24 protein-coding genes, 1 tRNA gene and 1 pseudogene are annotated in these 18,781 nt (G+C 42.7%); 11 read left to right on the top strand and 15 right to left on the bottom strand.

Translation table 11 applies throughout. The features are described from left to right. The first annotated feature begins 3 nt into the window (after positions 1–3). The 7 genes from NQ505_RS13710 (at position 4) to NQ505_RS13680 (ending at position 5,597) form a co-directional block, all read left to right on the top strand. On the top strand, positions 4–309 hold the full coding sequence (locus tag NQ505_RS13710) for a TraL conjugative transposon family protein (RefSeq protein WP_009000831.1): 306 nt from the start codon (positions 4–6) through the stop codon (positions 307–309). Next, on the top strand, positions 284–1,636 hold the full coding sequence (gene traM, locus NQ505_RS13705) for a conjugative transposon protein TraM (RefSeq protein ID WP_009000830.1): 1,353 nt from the start codon (positions 284–286) through the stop codon (positions 1,634–1,636). Before NQ505_RS13710 ends, traM begins: the two co-directional genes overlap by 26 nt. Before the next feature lie 33 nt (positions 1,637–1,669). After that, positions 1,670–2,578 carry a conjugative transposon protein TraN gene (gene traN / locus NQ505_RS13700; protein WP_009000829.1) on the top strand — a complete coding sequence of 303 codons (909 nt, stop codon included), beginning with the start codon at positions 1,670–1,672 and terminating at the stop codon, positions 2,576–2,578. 2 nt (positions 2,579–2,580) lie between these two features. Then, on the top strand, positions 2,581–3,159 hold the full coding sequence (locus tag NQ505_RS13695; protein WP_009000828.1) for a conjugal transfer protein TraO: 579 nt from the start codon (positions 2,581–2,583) through the stop codon (positions 3,157–3,159). A gap of 21 nt (positions 3,160–3,180) precedes the next feature. Continuing rightward, entirely contained in the window at positions 3,181–3,624 is a 444-nt protein-coding gene (locus NQ505_RS13690; RefSeq protein ID WP_009000827.1) for a DUF3872 domain-containing protein, read from the top strand. A gap of 142 nt (positions 3,625–3,766) precedes the next feature. Next, entirely contained in the window at positions 3,767–4,540 is a 774-nt protein-coding gene (locus tag NQ505_RS13685; protein ID WP_009000825.1) for a hypothetical protein, read from the top strand. Positions 4,541–4,580: 40 nt separating this feature from the next. After that, positions 4,581–5,597 (top strand): hypothetical protein, encoded by a 1,017-nt coding sequence (locus NQ505_RS13680; protein ID WP_130059663.1) that lies wholly within the window; start codon positions 4,581–4,583, stop codon positions 5,595–5,597. A gap of 96 nt (positions 5,598–5,693) precedes the next feature. On the opposite strand, the gene NQ505_RS13675 is transcribed toward NQ505_RS13680, so the two are convergent. The 8 genes from NQ505_RS13675 to NQ505_RS13640 form a co-directional block, all read right to left on the bottom strand. Further along, positions 5,694–6,173, bottom strand: a complete 480-nt coding sequence (locus tag NQ505_RS13675) for a DUF6956 domain-containing protein (RefSeq protein WP_009000823.1) — start codon at positions 6,171–6,173, stop codon at positions 5,694–5,696. A 19-nt stretch (positions 6,174–6,192) separates the two neighbouring features. After that, positions 6,193–6,408 (bottom strand): DUF3873 domain-containing protein, encoded by a 216-nt coding sequence (locus tag NQ505_RS13670; RefSeq protein WP_009000822.1) that lies wholly within the window; start codon positions 6,406–6,408, stop codon positions 6,193–6,195. 24 nt (positions 6,409–6,432) lie between these two features. Further along, the gene (locus NQ505_RS13665; RefSeq protein ID WP_009000821.1) at positions 6,433–6,645 is read right to left on the bottom strand and encodes a hypothetical protein; all 213 of its coding nucleotides are present in this window, start codon (positions 6,643–6,645) and stop codon (positions 6,433–6,435) included. Between the two features lie 43 nt (positions 6,646–6,688). Next, positions 6,689–7,222: an antirestriction protein ArdA gene (locus NQ505_RS13660; protein ID WP_009000820.1), complete on the bottom strand. Its 534-nt coding sequence runs from the start codon at positions 7,220–7,222 to the stop codon at positions 6,689–6,691. Between the two features lie 297 nt (positions 7,223–7,519). Further along, complete coding sequence (locus NQ505_RS13655) at positions 7,520–7,972, bottom strand: RadC family protein (protein ID WP_009000819.1); 453 nt, start codon at positions 7,970–7,972, stop codon at positions 7,520–7,522. A gap of 257 nt (positions 7,973–8,229) precedes the next feature. Next, positions 8,230–8,772 (bottom strand): ORF6N domain-containing protein, encoded by a 543-nt coding sequence (locus NQ505_RS13650; RefSeq protein WP_009000818.1) that lies wholly within the window; start codon positions 8,770–8,772, stop codon positions 8,230–8,232. Between the two features lie 76 nt (positions 8,773–8,848). Next, a complete protein-coding gene (locus tag NQ505_RS13645) occupies positions 8,849–10,081 on the bottom strand; it encodes a site-specific integrase (protein ID WP_009000817.1) in 1,233 nt (410 codons plus the stop codon). Positions 10,082–10,355: 274 nt separating this feature from the next. After that, positions 10,356–10,440: transfer RNA gene (locus tag NQ505_RS13640), tRNA-Ser, on the bottom strand. Positions 10,441–10,681: 241 nt separating this feature from the next. Between NQ505_RS13640 and pflB the strand changes: the two genes are divergently transcribed. Both pflB and pflA read left to right on the top strand, forming a co-directional pair. After that, positions 10,682–12,910: a formate C-acetyltransferase gene (gene pflB, locus NQ505_RS13635; protein ID WP_009000816.1), complete on the top strand. Its 2,229-nt coding sequence runs from the start codon at positions 10,682–10,684 to the stop codon at positions 12,908–12,910. 15 nt (positions 12,911–12,925) lie between these two features. Continuing rightward, the gene (gene pflA / locus NQ505_RS13630) at positions 12,926–13,654 is read left to right on the top strand and encodes a pyruvate formate-lyase-activating protein (RefSeq protein ID WP_004308786.1); all 729 of its coding nucleotides are present in this window, start codon (positions 12,926–12,928) and stop codon (positions 13,652–13,654) included. 27 nt (positions 13,655–13,681) lie between these two features. Here pflA and NQ505_RS13625 read toward each other — a convergent pair whose 3' ends face one another. The 3 genes from NQ505_RS13625 to NQ505_RS13615 are packed head-to-tail and all read right to left on the bottom strand — an operon-like array spanning position 13,682 to position 14,803. After that, positions 13,682–14,125 (bottom strand): N-acetylmuramoyl-L-alanine amidase, encoded by a 444-nt coding sequence (locus tag NQ505_RS13625; protein WP_004319684.1) that lies wholly within the window; start codon positions 14,123–14,125, stop codon positions 13,682–13,684. Then, positions 14,112–14,303 carry a hypothetical protein gene (locus tag NQ505_RS13620; protein WP_004302306.1) on the bottom strand — a complete coding sequence of 64 codons (192 nt, stop codon included), beginning with the start codon at positions 14,301–14,303 and terminating at the stop codon, positions 14,112–14,114. The genes NQ505_RS13625 and NQ505_RS13620 overlap by 14 nt, the downstream gene beginning before the upstream one ends. Next, positions 14,300–14,803: an HU family DNA-binding protein gene (locus tag NQ505_RS13615; protein ID WP_004305836.1), complete on the bottom strand. Its 504-nt coding sequence runs from the start codon at positions 14,801–14,803 to the stop codon at positions 14,300–14,302. Before NQ505_RS13615 ends, NQ505_RS13620 begins: the two co-directional genes overlap by 4 nt. A 193-nt stretch (positions 14,804–14,996) precedes the next feature. On the opposite strand from NQ505_RS13615, the gene NQ505_RS13610 reads away from it, so the two are divergent. Both NQ505_RS13610 and NQ505_RS13605 read left to right on the top strand, forming a co-directional pair. Continuing rightward, positions 14,997–15,227 carry a DUF4248 domain-containing protein gene (locus tag NQ505_RS13610; protein ID WP_004302304.1) on the top strand — a complete coding sequence of 77 codons (231 nt, stop codon included), beginning with the start codon at positions 14,997–14,999 and terminating at the stop codon, positions 15,225–15,227. Between the two features lie 87 nt (positions 15,228–15,314). Beyond that, positions 15,315–17,431 (top strand): annotated as a pseudogene (locus NQ505_RS13605) (BT4734/BF3469 family protein). Positions 17,432–17,670: 239 nt separating this feature from the next. Here the strand turns inward: NQ505_RS13605 and NQ505_RS13600 are convergent. From NQ505_RS13600 to NQ505_RS13585, 4 genes are read right to left on the bottom strand one after another with little or no spacing between them, the layout of a single operon-like run. Continuing rightward, positions 17,671–17,973: a helix-turn-helix domain-containing protein gene (locus NQ505_RS13600; protein ID WP_004302297.1), complete on the bottom strand. Its 303-nt coding sequence runs from the start codon at positions 17,971–17,973 to the stop codon at positions 17,671–17,673. Beyond that, positions 17,939–18,292 carry a type II toxin-antitoxin system RelE/ParE family toxin gene (locus NQ505_RS13595; protein ID WP_004302296.1) on the bottom strand — a complete coding sequence of 118 codons (354 nt, stop codon included), beginning with the start codon at positions 18,290–18,292 and terminating at the stop codon, positions 17,939–17,941. Before NQ505_RS13595 ends, NQ505_RS13600 begins: the two co-directional genes overlap by 35 nt. 56 nt (positions 18,293–18,348) lie before the next feature. Next, positions 18,349–18,594 (bottom strand): hypothetical protein, encoded by a 246-nt coding sequence (locus NQ505_RS13590; protein WP_004325430.1) that lies wholly within the window; start codon positions 18,592–18,594, stop codon positions 18,349–18,351. Positions 18,595–18,602: 8 nt separating this feature from the next. Next, entirely contained in the window at positions 18,603–18,737 is a 135-nt protein-coding gene (locus NQ505_RS13585) for a hypothetical protein (protein ID WP_004325429.1), read from the bottom strand. Positions 18,738–18,781 lie beyond the last annotated feature (44 nt).

Genomic DNA, 18,781 nt, shown 5'->3' with positions numbered 1-18,781 from the left:
ACCATGATACGGAAAATTCTCTCTCCGGTGAATCAGGCAATTATCCATGTGCAGGACTGGGCGGATGAAAAACTCCGCCACCTGTGCGGGCGCATGACACCGGAAATAAGGGTGGCGGTAATCCTGCTTATGCTCCTGTTCTTCGGCGGGCTATCCATATACTTTACGGTATCATCCATTTACCGGATAGGCAAAGAGGACGGCGAAACCATACGGATAGAGCATATCAGGCAGTTACAGCTACAAGGTAAAGACAGTACGAACATTTTTAATCAGTCAGACAATGGAAGAAAAAGAAGTAAGGAATGAAGTTCCTGCACCGGAAACGGACAGGAAGAAAGAGGAAAAAACGAAAAAGGAACTTACCCCGCAACAGATACAGCAACGGAAGAAGATGCTGGTTTACCCGCTTATGGGACTGGTATTCTTAGGGTCTATGTACCTGATTTTTGCACCGTCCGATAAGGACGAAGCAAAGGTGGAAAACGTGGGCGGATTTAACGCCGATATTCCGCAACCCAAAGGGGACGGGATAATCAGCGATAAAAAGACCGCCTACGAACAGGAACAGATGGAGAACAAACAGGCGGATAAGATGCGCTCCTTGCAGGATTTTGCCTTTTCACTCGGAGAGGAAAACGGGAACGGGGAAGATTTGACTCTGATAGATGATGCTCCGGCAGAAAAACCGAAAACCAATGTAATAGACTTCGGGGCGGGTGCGCCGAGCAATAGCCGTTCCTCTATCCAGTCTTCGGCGGCGGCTTACCGGGACATGAACCGTCAGTTAGGCAGTTTCTATGAAACGCCGAAAGAGGACAAGGAAAAAGAGGAACTCAAACGGCAGGTGGAAGAACTCACTGCCCGGCTCGATGCGAAAGAAAACGGGGTGGGTAGCATGGATGAACAAGTGGCTCTTATGGAAAAGTCATACGAACTGGCGGCAAAGTATATGAACGGCGGGCAGTCGGGACAAGTAGCACAAGTAACACCCACAGCAGCTATTCAGGAAAAAGGAAATGCCGCACCCGTAAAATCGGTATCGGACAGGACGGTTTCAGGATTGCAGCAGCCCATGAGCAACGCCGAATTTATCGCCGAATACAGTAAGCCACGCAATTACGGGTTTAATACGGCGGTCAGCAGTAGCTATTCGATGGGAAAGAACACTATCCGGGCGTGCATTCATAACGACCAAACACTTACGGACGGGCAGACCGTCAAACTGCGGTTGTTAGAACCGTTGCAAGCGGGCAATGTCATTGTCCCGAAAAACAGCCTTGTATCGGGAAGTGCCAAAGTGCAGGGTGAACGGCTCGATATACTGGTTTCCTCGCTCGAATATGCAGGTAACATCATTCCGGTGGAACTTGCCGTGTACGACAGTGACGGGCAAAAGGGGCTTTCCGTTCCCTCGTCACTGGAACAGGAAGCGGCAAAAGAAGCGATGGCGAATATCGGTGCGGGACTGGGTACGAGCATTTCATTTGCGCAAAGTGCCGGGCAGCAGGTCGCAATGGATATTACAAGGGGCTTGATGCAAGGCGGTTCGCAATACCTTGCCAAGAAGTTCAGAACGGTAAAAGTACACCTGAAAGCGAACTATCAGGTGATGCTTTACGCCAAACAACAGTAATTTATTTATCAACCATAAAAATTTCAATCCAAAATGAAAAAGTTAATGATTTTATTCGCTCTTATCATGGGCGTGGTTTCAATGAAAGCACAAAGTAACGACTTATATCAGGGTATTACAAAGAAACTGCCTTACCGCCAAATGGTGACACCTTACGGCGTGCAGGTGACGTTCGCCAAAACGGTACATATCATTTTCCCGTCTGCCGTTAAATACGTGGATTTAGGCAGCAACTACATTATTGCCGGAAAAGCGGACGGGGCGGAAAATGTTGTCAGGGTCAAGGCTACGACAGAGGGCTTTCCCGGTGAAACCAATTTTTCCGTTATCTGTGAGGATGGCAGCTTTTACAGTTTCAATGCAAAATACGCACACGAACCGGAAATGCTGAACATCGAAATGAAAGACTTCTTGGAGAATGAGGACACAACGGATTTCAGCCATACCCGGATGAACATCTATTTCCGTGAACTGGGCAGCGAAAGCCCACTTTTGGTAAAGCTGATTATGCAGTCCATCTACAAGAACAATGACCGGGAAATAAAGCATTTGGGATGCAAGCGTTTCGGGGTGCAGTTCTTGGTAAAGGGCATTTATTCGCATAACGGGCTTTTTTACTTCCACACACAAACAAAGAATAGTTCAAACGTGCCGTTTGATACCGATTTTATCCGTTTCAAAATTGTGGATAAGAAAGTAGCCCAAAGAACGGCTATTCAGGAAACCGTCATTGACCCGGTGCGGAGCTATAACGAGATACTGGTTATCGGCGGCAAAAGTACCGTCCGTACCGTGTACACCGTTCCACAGTTCACTATCCCTGACGATAAGATATTAGTTATCGAACTGATGGAAAAGAACGGGGGCAGACACCAAACTATCCGGGTGGAAAACTCGGATGTCGTGGCAGCCAAAGTGATTAACGAACTTAAAATCAAATGAACATGAAAAGGATATGCTGTATTATATCCCTTTTTGTGCTGTGCCTGACTTTCAACCGGGCACACGCACAAAGATGTCTGCCGGGAATGAAAGGCTTGCAGGTTACGGGCGGCATGGCGGACGGCGTTCACTGGAACAGTAAAAGCGATTTCGCTTATTACTTCGGGGCTGCCATGAGTACCTATACCCAAAACGGGAACAGGTGGGTTATCGGCGGGGAATACCTCGAAAAGAATTACCCCTATAAGGATTTGCAGATACCCGTGAGCCAGTTTACAGGCGAGGGCGGTTACTATTTGAATTTCCTTTCAGACCGGAAGAAAACCTTTTTCCTTTCGCTGGGCTTGTCTGCCCTTGCCGGGTACGAAACAAGTAATTGGGGTGACAAGCTGCTACCTGATGGCTCTACCCTGACCGATAAGGACGGTTTTGTCTATGGCGGTGCGCTGACGCTGGAACTGGAGAGTTACATTACTGACCGGGTGGTATTCCTGATTAACGCACGGGAAAGATGCCTGTTCGGTTCTTCCGTTGGAAAGTTCCATACACAGTTCGGTATCGGTCTAAAGATAATAATGTGATAAACTAACCTATTATATATAATGTATATGAGAAATGTAATTTATAAGATGCTAACAGGGTGCTACATAGTGGCTACCTTGTTATTGGTGGGTGCGTGTAGTGACAACGTGGATATACAGCAGTCTTACCCGTTCAGTATTGAAACGATGCCAGTGCCGAAAAAATTAAAGGTAGGTGAAACGGCGGAAATCAGGTGTCAGCTTCACCGGGATGGACGCTATGAAGAAACAGAGTACTTCATCCGCTATTTTCAACCGGACGGGGCGGGAACATTGCAAATGTCCGATGGGACGGTTTTACTTCCGAATGACCTGTACCCGCTTCCGAGTGAAACATTCCGGCTTTATTATACTTCCGCATCGACCGACCAACAAACGGTAGATGTGTATTTTCAGGATAGCTTCGGGACGCTCATTCAACTGACTTTCTCGTTCAACAACGACAGTAGCAAGGAAAATAAATAATCGTTTTTGAATGAATGTGTTAAGAAACACTCTACAAAAATTTGCTGAGTGTTTCTTTGTGATTAATTTTGCAGAAAATAGACATAAAAAGCCTATTTATAATTAACACGAAGTATAATATTTAACATTATATCATTCAATCATGAGAATGTACAAACTAATAATCAATCTTTTATTTATTATCGCATTTATTGTTGTCATTTGGATAAACTTTTTTGAAGATTTGTATATCACTACAACATTTTTTAAAAATGCGGATAAATTTAACAGGCTTGTTGAAAACATATCAATGGCATATATTACTTCTTATATTTTCTATATTGTTATTTATGTTTTTAAATCAAAACAAGACGAGAGAGTAATATTGCCATTTATTGCAGATTATGTTTTTGTTGCAATGAATAACTGTGTATATTTTTGCTATTCAATGAGAAGTAAGTCTGGGTTAGAATATTTTCCGTTTGAAACAAGCATTTATGATAGAAACACTAAAATATACCCTAATGAGGAAGAACTTAAAATAATTTGTTCGAAAATAAACCCGAATGAAATTGATAAAGACAAGCCTGTGTTACCAGGATTCACACCAATACCACATTTTTTTGGTGTAATGATTAAATATGTCCACAGTATAGACTATTTCATAAAGATTGTACTTGAAAAAAGTGCATTTTTGGATGTTGAATTATTAAGGATACTGACAGATATTCAAACTCATGGTTTTCATCAAGAAATGATGTCATATGACAAAAGTATGCTTTTAACGGCAAAGCATCGACATGATAACTTAATGATTTATAAAGATTCTCTAAGAACTTATTTTGAGCTATTTATTAAATTGGAAAAATATTCAAAGGATCACTTAAAACAATATGTTGAAAGAGAGTCACTCAAAGTAAAAAGTATAAATAAATAGAAGTCTCCAGCATTAAGCTATATATTCAAATACTTAAATTATGAATAATGAAAGACTAAATCGTTATTTGCAATACCAGAACGAAGAAAAAATGGAAGAACTGAAAAAACATTCAGTTATTATTGACGAATTTATCAAATATTGCAACAGCAAACAAATAAATCTAACAAAAGCAAATTTTGATTATATTCAAACTATTGGAATAATTGCGAAATATCCAAATATTGTTTATTTGTTAAATGAAAAAATTATTCCTGATAAAGAAAACTTAGTTGGTATGAACTTATTAGAAAGTGAGTATCAAATGAAGCCATTTGCCTCTGGTTATTACTATTCGGATAAATATATGGTTATGGCTCACCCATATTTTAGACGTGGATATCATGACAATTGCAACTTTGCTCCAAGATTTATTGATGTTTTTTGGAAATTTAATAAAAAAGATATTCAAAAACACATTGCTATTGACTCTGATAGGGTGCGAATAAATGTAGACAATACTATGTATATGGAATTTGACACTTGGTATGGTGCTAAATTTCAAGAAACAATCAAAGATATAGATGATGGTGTAGTAAAATTAAGACCACCATTAGATTTAAATTCATTTGAAATAGAATTCTTTTTTGGTGACACATATGCTCTTGATATTAAATGGTCATCAAAAAATGGAATCAAGACATTTCAAGCAGAGGAATTTAAGAGTGAAAAATGTAAGATATCAAGAAATGGGAAAGATTTTTTCCCGACCAAATATCTACATGCGGAGTTCGATATGAATAAAAATACATTCAGACATTTTGACGGAGCAATTCATTTTTATACAAGTGATGAATATTACCAAAGACGTGATAGCGATTTTAATCACAATAACAAAAACAGCTCACAACTAAAAACTTTATCTTTAAAACTATTTAAAGTTAATGGATTAATCAGCATAGATGATTGGACGGAATTAACAAGCCAGTATTTGACTGGAAATCCTTTGGTTTTTGAATATTTTGAAGAAAAGTTCCCCGACCACATACAAGAGTTTATTAAAAATAGAAAAAACTAATAAAATCTGTCCGGAAAATAGGTTTCTTTGCTATCTTTCTTTGTCCGCTTCGGCTCACAGAAAGAAAGTAGCGGCGGCATTTGCCACCGTTCTTCATTAACCGATTATAATGTTCTTTATGGGTGTGTTATGTTCCAACCACTCTTTTACACATTCCATATTATATTCACTTGTTATCACTGCCTTATCTGTGCCTATGGGAGTGAAACGGGTGCTTTCGTAGCTGTCTATCCATCCTTTCAGGGAGCAGACACCCCATGTTTTCGCATCCTCAAAAATGCCGTTCAGCGTGTCGATGGAGTCGCCGAAAGTAACTATCATTGCATCGAATGTCGTTTTATCCGGCAACAGTTCCAAATACTTCAAAGAGCCGGAATCGTCCGCCTTACGTCCGAAAGACCAGTCATAGGAATAAAATTCATCACCCCACTGGTGCGGCGTGTCGAAACGTACTTTCACGCTGACCGTATATTTATCCTCTGTGGTGTCCTCGATAACACCCGTTACCAGTAAGCCCGTAAATATGCACTTGCAGCGTCTGCCGATAATCTTTTTATTTACTTCTGTCGTTTTCATAAATGTACTTATTTTATCATTATTGTTTCTTTTCTTTTTTCGCTATCCATTCATCCCGCTGTTTGCGGCATTCGGCAAGTGTTTTAGCCACTGTGCTGAACAGTTCCATATCTGTATGGCGATAATCATACTGGAAATAAATCTGCCCCCTGAATGCGCCTAAACAGCATTTTACATATTTTTCTTCTCCCGGTGTTTGGGTAATGCTTACCCCGTTTTTGTTTAAAGTTTCCATATTGGTATAATTTATAATGAGTTATCAGATAATCAGAAGTGAAAGCAGCACAATGAAAATAATCGCCATACAAAACAGGTAAACGGCAGAGATAAATAGCCGGAGAACGAACCGGATAATAAAAAAGCCTATGATTAGGGCTATCCACATTCCGGCAGTGCTGGTGGCTACCTGATAGATGATAAAAGCAAGTATAAACCATCGTAAAAAAGTCGTTATCTTATTATATACTTTCATTGTCTTGATGTGTTATGGATGGATTGCTCCACCCAGTTAATAATCAGGCACAACGGAAAACAAAACCGTTATCCATCCAGTAATCAGTCATAAACAGGTCACGGGCAAAAGCGGAATAATCAAAGTAGGTCTTTGCGAACTCCGGCAGGTCGTAACATTCCTCTACGATTTCATAGGCGTAATCTTCCTCGTCTTTATATTCTCCCTGATATTCGTCCTCAAAGGAAGAAACAAGGTCGTCCGCATCTTCTTCGCTTATATCGCTGTTGTGATGGTCGCACCATACGAAAAACGCTTCCTGCTCGGTTTCGCTTAGTTTTTCGATGGCATCCCGTAGCTCAAAGAACTTATCGGAAAGCCAACTTTCGGAAATTAGGGCTTCGGGTATGTTCTCGATGTCTTGAAACATAAATTCCGGTTCTTGCTCGTCCTCGTGTAGTTCCCGGCACGCTTCCAAAAACTCGTCCTTGTCCGAATAGTCCGAAAGGTCTAACCACTTGCCAAAAAGTGAACCGTTGTTATACTTGGCGTAAGTACCTACATAAACTCTTGCTTCTGATAATGTTACTGTTTCCATGACTTTTGTATTTTAATTGTTTACATCGCTTGTCGCCCACCACATGAATTTTTCCTTTAACTGAATGGGAACATTGTCTTTTCAAAGGTTCGGGAATGGTACAGGGCAAATTATTATTTATGAAATACTACCCGCAGGTGTGGAGATTTCTAAAAAATAATTTGAACAGTAACAGGCACGGATATACCTTTGACAATGTTCCAATCAGTTTTAGGGAAAATTTTCTCTTATTTGAGAGGATAGAAGTAAAAGCCATCAGGCTTTTTGTATTGGGTAATGAGAGAGTAAAAAAAGGGCTTAGATAAGCCCCTCGTCTGCAAAACTGTAATAGCTTTCTTCTGTCAGGATGATATGGTCGAACAGGTGTAAATCCAAGACCTTGCAGGCTTCTTTTATTTTTGAGGTGATTTGTTTGTCCGGTTCGCTCGGACGCAGGTTGCCCGATGGGTGGTTATGTGAGAGGATTATCCCCGAAGCGTGGACTTTCAGGGCGGTTTGCAGGATGATTTTCACGTCCATAACAGTTTCAGCCATGCCACCTTTAGAGATAAGGGAAACGCCTAAAGCCTTGTTAGCCCGGTTGAGGAACATTACATAACTTTCTTCGTGGTGTTCCATACATTCCGCATAGAACGGTTTCAAGAAAGAACAGGACGTTTCGGATGAGAGTATTTTCACCCTTTCGGATGCTTTTACATTGTCTTTATAAGAGATAGTGATTTCCGGCATGGTAAATTCTGTTGTTTTCATGACTACTGAATTTTAAATTAAACAATAAGAAATTTTGCCGGACACCCACAGTTTGGCGGGGACTTCAACCATATCTTTTCAAAAAATACGACCCGTAGGTGTGGAGATTTTTTAAAAAACCGGAACGGCTCGGATTTGGTATTTGTCCTCGCCGGGCTGTAACTTTGCTAAAATTTGTGATTGAGATACATTACTTTAGGGAACTGAAAAGGGGTATCACTGGTGACACCCCTTAGACAACCGAATACCTTAAACCGTTATTCGTCATAGGTTCTATATCCTATCGGTTTGCGTGGCTTCGGTTCGGGTTTGCTTAATAACTGGGTAAGTGCTTGGTACACTTCGCTGAATTGTGCATCCGTACTTTCTTCCAGTTCTTCAATGCGCTTTAGTAGTTCCTGATAGCCTGTTATCATTTGACGCAAGGCTACAAATGCCCGCATGATGGAAATATTCACCTGTATGGCAATAGGGCTGCGTAGCACACCGGACAAGGCGGCTACTCCCTCTTGCGTGAAAACATAGGGCAAATATTTAGTATGTTTACCACGTTTTGAACTGGTTTCTTCTTCCGTTTCATCGGGATTATTCTTTAAGGTCACAATTTGTGACCTTAAACATTCTACTTCTTCCTTTGTCACTTCAAACATAAAATCACTTGGGAAACGTTCAATATTACGTTTGACAGCCTGTTTCAAGGCTTTTGTTTCCACCTGATAAAGTGCCGCAAGGTCACTATCGAGCATAACCCGGCAACCTCTGATTTCATAAATCTTGCTCTGAATGATTTGTAAGTCCATAATGTTATTATTAAATGGTGAGTAATTAAAAGCATAAAGGGACTTATCACAACTTGTGACAAGTCCCCCTATATACCTATTTCATAGATACTTCTTTGTAGATTTTTTCAATGCCGACAAACTTCTTGTCAAGCCCCTGCATATCGTTACTGATTTTATTATTGGTAATGCGGGCGTATATCTGTGTGGTTTCTATGTTGGTGTGCCCCAACATCTTACTAACGGTTTCAACGGGTACACCTTTGGCAAGCGTGGTTGTCGTTGCGAAAGTATGCCTTGCAAGGTGAAATGTCAAATTCTTTTTAATTCCGCAAACGTCCGCTATTTCTTTCAAATAGGCGTTAAGTTTTTGATTGCTGATTACCGGAAGTATTTTACCGTTCGGCAGCTTGCCCTTATACTTCTTCAATATCATTTTGGGAATATCCAACAAGGGAACATTTACGTCCGTGTTGGTCTTTTGGCGTTTGGTGATTATCCATAAATTACCGTCAAAGGATTTACGGATATTATCTTGGGTAAGGTTGGCGACATCTATGTAAGCCAAACCTGTGAAGCAGGAAAAGATAAACAAGTCCCTGACGTTTTCCAAACGTTCGGAAACCATCTTCTTTTTAAGGATGATTTTTATTTCGTCCTCTGTCAAATACCCTCTATCCACTTTCTCCAAACGGATTTTATAATTGGCGAACGGGTCGCCTACCAAGATACCGTTATTACGGGCTATCAGGATAATGCGTTTGAAGAACTGCATGAACTTGGCAGTCGTATTATAACCACATTTACAGGCGGTACGCAAATACAACTCGAAGTCTGTTATAAACATCGGGGTGATTTCATTGATGGCAATATCCGATATATTGTATTTGCTTTGGATAAACTCGGCAAGGTGGCGGCGGGTCACTTCGTATTTACGATAGGTGGCAATCGTCTTGGATATGCCGACCAACTGTTTCACATCGTCATTGTGCTTTTTGAAAAGGTCTAAAATGGTTTCGTGTTTTTCACTGTGTCCCAAAAATTCATTCTTCACCTTTTCGGCTGTCACATAGTTATCACGCCGTTGCTGTTCGTGGTAGATATTATTCAGGGATGCTTTTATATCCTCCAATAAGGCATTTATTCTGCCTGCATCCTTACCTTTGGCTTTACCTGCTGCTATATTCCAGTTTTCGGGCAGGATGCTTTGTTTTGTACTGAACTGGCACAACTTACCGTCAATGGTAATTCTTGCCATAATCATAACCTCGCCGTTTTTCTTTTCAGAACCTTTCTTTAAATAGAAAAGGACTTTAAATGTACTCTTCATAACCTCACATTTTTAAGTTGCAAAACTACTAATAACTTATTAAATATGAGATAGATAGACGGTGGACAAATTCGGACTTTCTGCGGTCATTTCGGGACAAATCGTTACCGTTTTTGTCCGGTAGGAAATAGGTAACGATTTAGTAACGAAACTATGTCTTTTCAAGTCCTTTTGCTGTCTTGGAAACAAGACTTATAGGCAATAAAAAAACCTACAAATCGCTGATTTGTAGGTTTTTGTCCGCTTACTGTCCTGTTTTGTCCAGTAGGTTCTGCGGAGAGACAGGGATTCGAACCCCGGGTACCTCGCAGTACAACGGTTTTCAAGACCGCCGCAATCGACCACTCTGCCACCTCTCCAAAACTTCTTTATCAGAAGTGCTTTTCGTTAAAAGCGGTGCAAAGGTACGAATATATTTTAAACTTACAAGAGTTTTCACAAAAAAAAATCACGAACATCATTTCCAAAGAATAGCAATATCTAGGTATTTTATGTTGAAAAGCATAAAATAGAGCATATTTATGCTGATTATATGAAAAAACGTTGTAACTTTGTGCGCTCTAAAGAAAAGGATAACTACAACCTCTAATTTTATCATTTATGGAATTAAATAAGATCTTTAAAGACGGTCTTTGGAGCACAGAAATCAACGTAAGAGATTTCGTTAGTCACAACATCACTCCGTATTATGGAGATGCTTCTTTCCTCGAAGGACCTACCGAACGCACAAAAGCTGTATGGAACCGCTGCCTCGAAGCACTGGCAGAAGAAAGAGCCAATAACGGAGTACGCTCACTGGATAATGTCACCGTCTCAACCATCACTTCTCATAAAGCCGGATATATCGACAAAGAAAACGAACTGATCGTCGGTCTGCAGACAGACGAACTTCTGAAACGTGCCATCAAGCCTTTCGGAGGTATCAATGTGGTAAGCAAAGCCTGCCACGAAAACGGCGTGGAAGTGGACGACCGCGTAAAAGATATATTCACTCACTACCGCAAGACGCACAACGACGGAGTATTTGACGTATATACCGAAGAAATCCGTTCGTTCCGTTCTCTGGGATTCCTCACCGGACTTCCTGACAACTATGCCCGCGGACGTATCATCGGCGACTACCGCCGTATGGCTCTCTATGGTATCGACCGATTGATTGAGGCAAAAAAAGAAGATTTGCGTAACCTTACCGGTCCGATGACCGAAGCCCGCATCCGCCTGCGCGAAGAAGTGGCAGAGCAAATCAAGGCATTGAAGGACATGAAGGTAATGGGCGAATACTACGGACTCGACTTGAGCCGTCCTGCCTACACCGCACAAGAAGCAGTACAATGGGTATACATGGCTTACCTTGCTGCCGTAAAAGAACAAGACGGTGCTGCCATGTCACTGGGTAACGTCTCTTCGTTCCTCGACATTTATATGGAATATGAATTGAGCAAAGGAACCATCACAGAATCTTTCGCACAGGAGCTGATCGACCAATTTGTCATCAAACTGCGTATGGTGCGCCACCTGCGTATGCAATCTTACAACGACATCTTTGCCGGCGACCCGACATGGGTAACCGAATCTCTGGGCGGACGCCTCAACGACGGACGCACCAAGGTGACAAAGACTTCTTTCCGCTTCCTGCAAACACTCTACAACCTCGGCCCTTCACCGGAACCGAACCTGACTGTATTGTGGAGCCCGGAACTTCCGGAAGGATTCAAAGAATTCTGCGCAAAAGTATCTATCGACACTTCTTCCATCCAATATGAAAACGACGACCTGATGCGTGAAGTACGCCAGTCTGACGACTACGGAATCGCATGCTGCGTATCTTATCAGGAAATCGGAAAACAAATCCAGTTCTTCGGCGCACGTTGCAACCTGGCAAAAGCCCTGTTGCTTGCCATCAACGGCGGACGTTGCGAAAACACCGGTACGGTAATGGTGAAAAATATTTCCGTACTAACCAGCGACACACTGAACTTCGAAGAAGTAATGAGCAACTACAAGAAGGTATTGACAGAAATCGCCCGTGTTTACAACGAAGCGATGAACATCATCCATTATATGCATGATAAGTATTACTACGAAAAAGCCCAAATGGCTCTTGTAGATACCAACCCACGCATCAACCTTGCTTATGGTGTAGCCGGACTTTCTATCGCCCTCGATTCACTGTCGGCCATCAAATATGCTAAAGTAACCGCACGCCGCAACGACATCGGTCTGACAGAAGGTTTCGATATTCAAGGCGAATTCCCTTGCTTCGGTAATGACAACGACAAGGTAGACCACCTGGGTGTTGACCTGGTCTATTTCTTCAGCGAAGAATTGAAGAAACTTCCGGTTTACAAAAATGCCCGTCCTACTTTATCTTTGCTCACCATCACTTCCAACGTGATGTATGGCAAGAAGACAGGTGCTACTCCCGACGGACGCGCCAAAGGTGTCGCTTTTGCTCCGGGAGCCAACCCTATGCACGGACGTGACAAGAACGGTGCCATCGCCTCTTTGAGTTCCGTAGCGAAATTACGTTACCGCGACTCACAGGACGGTATCAGCAACACTTTCTCCATCGTCCCCAAATCACTGGGAGCTACTGAAGAGGATCGCGTAGAAAATCTGGTGACAATGATGGATGGCTATTTCACCAAAGGCGCTCACCACCTGAACGTGAACGTACTGAACCGTGAAATGCTTTACGATGCCATGGAACATCCGGAAAAATATCCGCAACTCACCATCCGTGTTTCCGGTTATGCCGTAAACTTCGTGAAGTTGAGCCGCGAACATCAATTGGAAGTTATCAGCCGTAGCTTCCACGAACGTATGTAATCAGATCTACTCAATATGACGATAAACGTACATTCATACGAAAGTATGGGAACATTCGACGGGCCGGGCTTACGGCTCGTCGTTTTTCTTCAAGGATGCAATTTCCGCTGCCTGTATTGTGCCAACCCCGACACGATAGCCGGAAAAGGAGGCACACCTACCCCACCGGAAGAAATCGTCCGCATGGCTATGAGCCAACGTCCTTTTTTCGGGAAACGCGGAGGAGTCACTTTCTCCGGAGGAGAACCTACGTTTCAGGCCAAAGCACTAGTCCCTTTAGTGCGTGAACTGAAAGAAAAGGGAATACATGTATGCATAGACAGCAACGGCGGTATCTGGAACGAAGAAGTAGAAGAACTTTTCAAACTGACGGATCTTGTATTGCTGGATATTAAAGAGTTCAATCCGGCACGCCATCAAGCACTGACCGGAAGAAGTAACGAGCAAACCATCCGCACGGCAGCATGGCTGGAAGAAAACGAGAAACCTTTCTGGCTGCGTTATGTATTAGTGCCCGGATACAGCGATTTCGAAGAGGATATCCGCCGCTTGGGAGAGGCTCTGGGAAAATATAAGATGGTGCAACGAGTGGAAATCCTGCCTTATCATACATTAGGCGTACATAAGTATGAAGCGATGGAGCAGGAATACAAGCTGAAAGACGTAAAAGAAAATACCCCCGAACAACTTGAAAAAGCTGCGGAGGTATTTAAAGAGTATTTCACTACTGTGGTGGTCAATTAACCACCACAGTAATAAATAGGATAAAAATCACCATGTCTCTGCTTTCACCTCGAAACAGGGACACTCTTTGATCCGCTCCCAAGGGTCAACAATTCCATTATAATTGGTGTCAGGACTCAAGTCCCGATGACCGACCACCTTTGCATCCGGATAACGCTGCAACAGTTCGCGTACCAGGCGATGCAAAGATTCTTTCTGGCGGGAAGTACGCGTATCCGCTGCCTTTCCGTCCTCATCCAGTCCGCCTTCATAGCACACCCCTAAACTAATCGCATTAAAACCGCGTGCATGAGCACCCACCGTATCTTCATCCCTCATCGGCTCTATCTGTCCCGACTTGCGAATGTAGTAATGATACCCCCAACACGAAAAGCCCCGAAAGCGATGGGCAGTGTCCACATCCTTCGCCGTGAAGTCGCGATCGACACGGGTAGCAGAGCAGTGAATCACAATCAGACTAATCTTTCTCATCGTCCTTCTCCCTTTCCGTCGTTTTCACATTACACACTTCCTTATGGGTAGCATTGAAGCGCACCTCTCTCACAATTCTGTTCCGCTTTCTTTTTCCGAAGAAAGGCACAAGGAACATGATTACATCCAAAATCTTAGTTACAATTTCTTTCATTTGATCTAATATTAAAGTTATCATGCTGCCGGATCCGGAGCTTCTCCGCTTCCACCACCGTCTGAACCACCACCGGAACCTTTGTCATCGTCTTCTCCTTCATTGCCGCTACCGCCCGTTTGGGCCACCGCACGCGTCGTTACTTGTTGGTAGCTAAGAATCTTCGTGATGTCCGCCAACGTCTTTCCGGGACGGAAAATAATATGGGCAGCCGTAATCAGCGAACTTGAAAACTCCTTGACCGACACAGCTCCTTCACTGTTCAACCCGATCTGCAAACTGCCCAAATCACCCAACCGGACTATTCTTCCCGCTTTCAACGCACGCTTCGCCTCATAAAGAATACCCGAAATGGCGGCACGCACATCTGTCTCCGTACAGGTAGACCGACTGGTGATTCCTTCGCACAACTCTTCAAAATCCAACTCTCCCGAAGCCTGTGCCTGCGCGTAATACTTTGCCGACTCATCCTTTTTGGCAGGATTCTTGCGCGGCACTACTGAATAAGTTACTGTCATTGCCATAATAAAATAATTTTAAGATTTCACACATTTCGAACGCGTTCCTTATTTGTTAACGACATAAAGATAACACATTTTCCACCCTCCGGATTCCCCAACGAAGTTTCCTGATACTCTATGAATAATAATGACGTTATTCTTTTAATAAACCATTAATTTTCAGTAACTTTATAGCATAAACCAAACATCATTCATCATGTATTATCCGGACCAGCCATTTCTTATCCGCACTTATAAAAAGTCGGAACTAGCTCATCTTTACAACCCCAACGTATGCCTCAAAGTAGCCTTACAAATACTACGTCGTTGGATTGTCTACAACCTTCCGCTCCTGCAAGAACTCGAACAAGAAGGCTATCGTGCCCGCAACCGCCTTCTCTCTCCCCGGCAAGTGGCAACGATCATACGCTATTTGGGAGAACCCTAGGAACTTAATCAAAAAAACGAAAAGTTCCATTCTATTATTTTACAAACAAATTTCTTTGCAACCGCAAATTAAAAAGAACAAACCAACATGGATCATTTTACCATCTTTCAAGACTTTTACCGCGTCATAGCCGAAATGACAGAAGAAGAAATCGTATCGGCCATCAGCAACGGCACATACCGGGAAACGGTGGAGGACGTGCGCCGAATCTTCGCGGAACAAGGCGAGAAAGCAGCCAACGAAAAGAAAATAGAACTACCGGAAATCACCTTTTCAGCCAACTACCGGGGAGGACGTTCAAACGCAACTCTCGTCAAGTATCTGGGATACATCGTGGTAGACATCGACCATCAGACACAGGAAGCATTGGCACGCATCCTCGCACTGGCAAAAAAGTGTGCCCACACCCGCATCGCTTTCATCAGCCCCAAAGGAATGGGACTGAAAATCGTGGTACGTGTATGCCGGACAGACGGGACATTGCCCGAAACAATTCAGGAAATTGAAGATTTCCATCATGCTGCTTATCACAAAATCGCTTCCTTTTATGCCCAGCTCTGCGGAGTTGAGGTCACACTTCCGGGCAGGATGTTAGCCGCACTTGCCTGTTCTCTTACGATCCGGATATTTATTTCAATCCCGATGCCACAGCTGTCATCGTGGAACAGCCACCGATGTTCTTCAAGTCTCAAAAGAAGAAAAGGGCATCCGGCAAAAAGAAAAAGACGACAGCACCAGACAACAATCCCCTCACCGAACAAGTGGCCCTCAACTACCATTCCTCGCACGCTTCCTTAATGGTGACTCTGAACTATTATCACAATAAATCCGAAAAGTACGTCACCGGCAACCGGAACAACTACCTGCATTGCCTGGCTTGTATGTACAATCGCTACGGCGTCCCCCAGGAAGAGGCGGCAGCTTTTATCAAGAGCCAGTTCACCGATCTTCCCGCGGATGAAATGGACGCACTGATCGGGAGTGCTTACGGACACAACGAGGAATTCGACACCCGCAAGCTGAATAGTACGCAGAAGCGAATGTTACAGATTGAGCAACATATCAAAGAAAATTACGATACACGCTACAACGAAGTGCTTCATATCATGGAATATCGCAGAAGGAAAACGGACACGGAGCAACCGGAACCTTTCCATATTCTCGACGAAATGATGGAAAACAGCATTTGGATGGAGATGAACGAACTGGGCTATTCGTGCACCGTCAAGACGATTCAGAATCTGATCTACTCCGACTTCAGCATCACCTACCATCCTATTCGCGAGTATTTAGACTCGCTGCCTGAATGGGACGGAACGGATTATATCGGTATCCTTGCCAACAGCGTGCATACTAGTCACCAGAAATTTTGGGTAGAATGTCTGGAACGTTATCTGGTGGGAATGTGCGCTGCCGCCACACAAGACGATGTGGTGAACCACACTGTTTTGTTGCTTTGCAGCGAAATACAGAACATCGGAAAGACTACGTTTATCAACAACCTGCTGCCGCCCGAATTGCGCGCCTATCTTTCTACCGGTCTTATCAACCCGAGCAACAAGGATGATCTAGCCAAAATAGCGCAGGCAATGCTTATCAATCTGGATGAATTTGAAGGGATGAGCGGACGGGAACTGAATATCTTCAAGGATTTGGTTACCCGCAAAGTAATCAGCATCCGCCTGCCATACGCGCGGCGTTCGCAAAACTTTCCTCATACGGCTTCTTTTGCCGGCACATGCAATTACCAGGAAGTGCTTCACGACACCACAGGTAACCGCCGTTTTCTCTGCTTTCATGTCGACTCGATGGAGTTTATCAAAATAAACTACGCGCAGTTGTATGCACAAATCAAGTATCTGCTCAACAAGCCGGGGTATCAGTATTGGTTCACCCAGTGGGAAAACTCACGGATTGAAGAGAACAACGAGGATTTCATTTTCCACTCACCGGAAGAAGAACTGGTGTTGACACATATCCGCAAACCGGAACGTTTCGAAAAGGTGCATTATCTGACGGTCACTGAAATTGCGGAATTGATTCGCGAACGGACGGGGTATCAATATTCTCACGGAACCAAAGCCCAACTAGGAAAAGTGATGTCCAAACACGGCTTCGAATTTCATAAGGGAAAAAACGGGAGAAGATACACTGTATTCATTATTGATACAGAACAGGTGAAATCAAACAGGCTATATGAATAAGATTTCATCTCCTTCGCACGTAAAAAGGTGAGGGTTGGTGAGGGTACTTTTGCAACTTTTCATTTTTATATTTCTTATTTCTATTCTTCTATTTTCTTCTAAAAAAAAATACGAATGTTAGAAATTGACCCTCACCTACCCTCACCTTTTTCCTTTTTCTTCCTCAAAAAAACGGTGGGAAATTTGAAAAAGACAGTTATCTTTTTCAAATTTCCCACCATGTTTTTTTTAATCGCTTCTTATAAAGACATCGAAAATTCGATCCTACAACCTAACGCATTCATGATACGATAGAAGGTAGAAACCTTAGGTTCTGTCTGACCACTTTCCACTCTTGAAATATAAGAACGGTCGGAACCGATACGCCGAGCTAACTCTGCTTGAGTAATCTTAGCCTTTTTCCTTGCGTCTTCGATAATTTGCCCGGTGTAGAAAGCATACGCTTTTTCTTCTGCTTCCGCACGTTCGGGAGTACCTTCTGCTCCAAATTTCGCATCAAGAACAGCGTCATAATCTACTATTTGATGATTGTTTATCTGCATAATATTCCTCCTTTATTTTTAATGCTTTATCTATTTCACTACCCGGTGTTTTTTGCGACTTCTTTTGAAAGCCATTAAACAACACTACAATATTTCCATCATCAAATATGAAAAATACCCGGTATATATTACCATTATATTCTGTACGAAGTTCAAAAACTCCGTCCTGAACAAATTTTACAAATTTAGTGGAGAGTCTTTCTTGTGTTTTCAACAAGAGTAGTCCATACTGGATTTTATCTTGTTCCTTTTCGGTTAAAGTCTCCATGAAAGCCTCAAAGTAACCTCCGTATGTACGGATCTTACGTTTCTTTTCCATACTGCAAATATACGAATTGTTGTTCAACTATACAACAATCGTCTTTTTATTTTATATTATTTTTCCTCAAATTCTCCGGCACGCTTTTTCTTCTCATAAGACACCAGCGTCTCTACACTAAGCGTTTTCCCATTCTTAGGGCTTATCACATCTACAACGCTTGCTAACGCACGAAAAGTCTGTTCGCAATTTGCTATTCCGTCATACGTCAACCTACCCCGATTGATGGCATCGAGCACAACAGAGACATATTGCTTCGGATTTCCCCGATACTCAATGGTGACAGGCGTGAGATGCGACATCTCTCGAGTCAGTTGACTGACGATTCTTTTTTTTGGTCGAGCAGCTCCATTAATTTTTCACTATGCACATTGATTTGTGCGGTTACTTCACGAAGTTCATTTTTCAATGAACAAAACAATTCATCATTACATGAATTTTCCATAAAACTTTTCATTTAATTGATTATAAAAAAGCCATTCCAGAAAG

The sequence above is a fragment of the Bacteroides sp. D2 genome, assembly GCF_025147085.1.
GTDB lineage: Bacteria > Bacteroidota > Bacteroidia > Bacteroidales > Bacteroidaceae > Bacteroides.
Note: the sequence above shows the minus strand (reverse complement) of the source record. Positions and strands in the feature narration are given on the sequence as shown.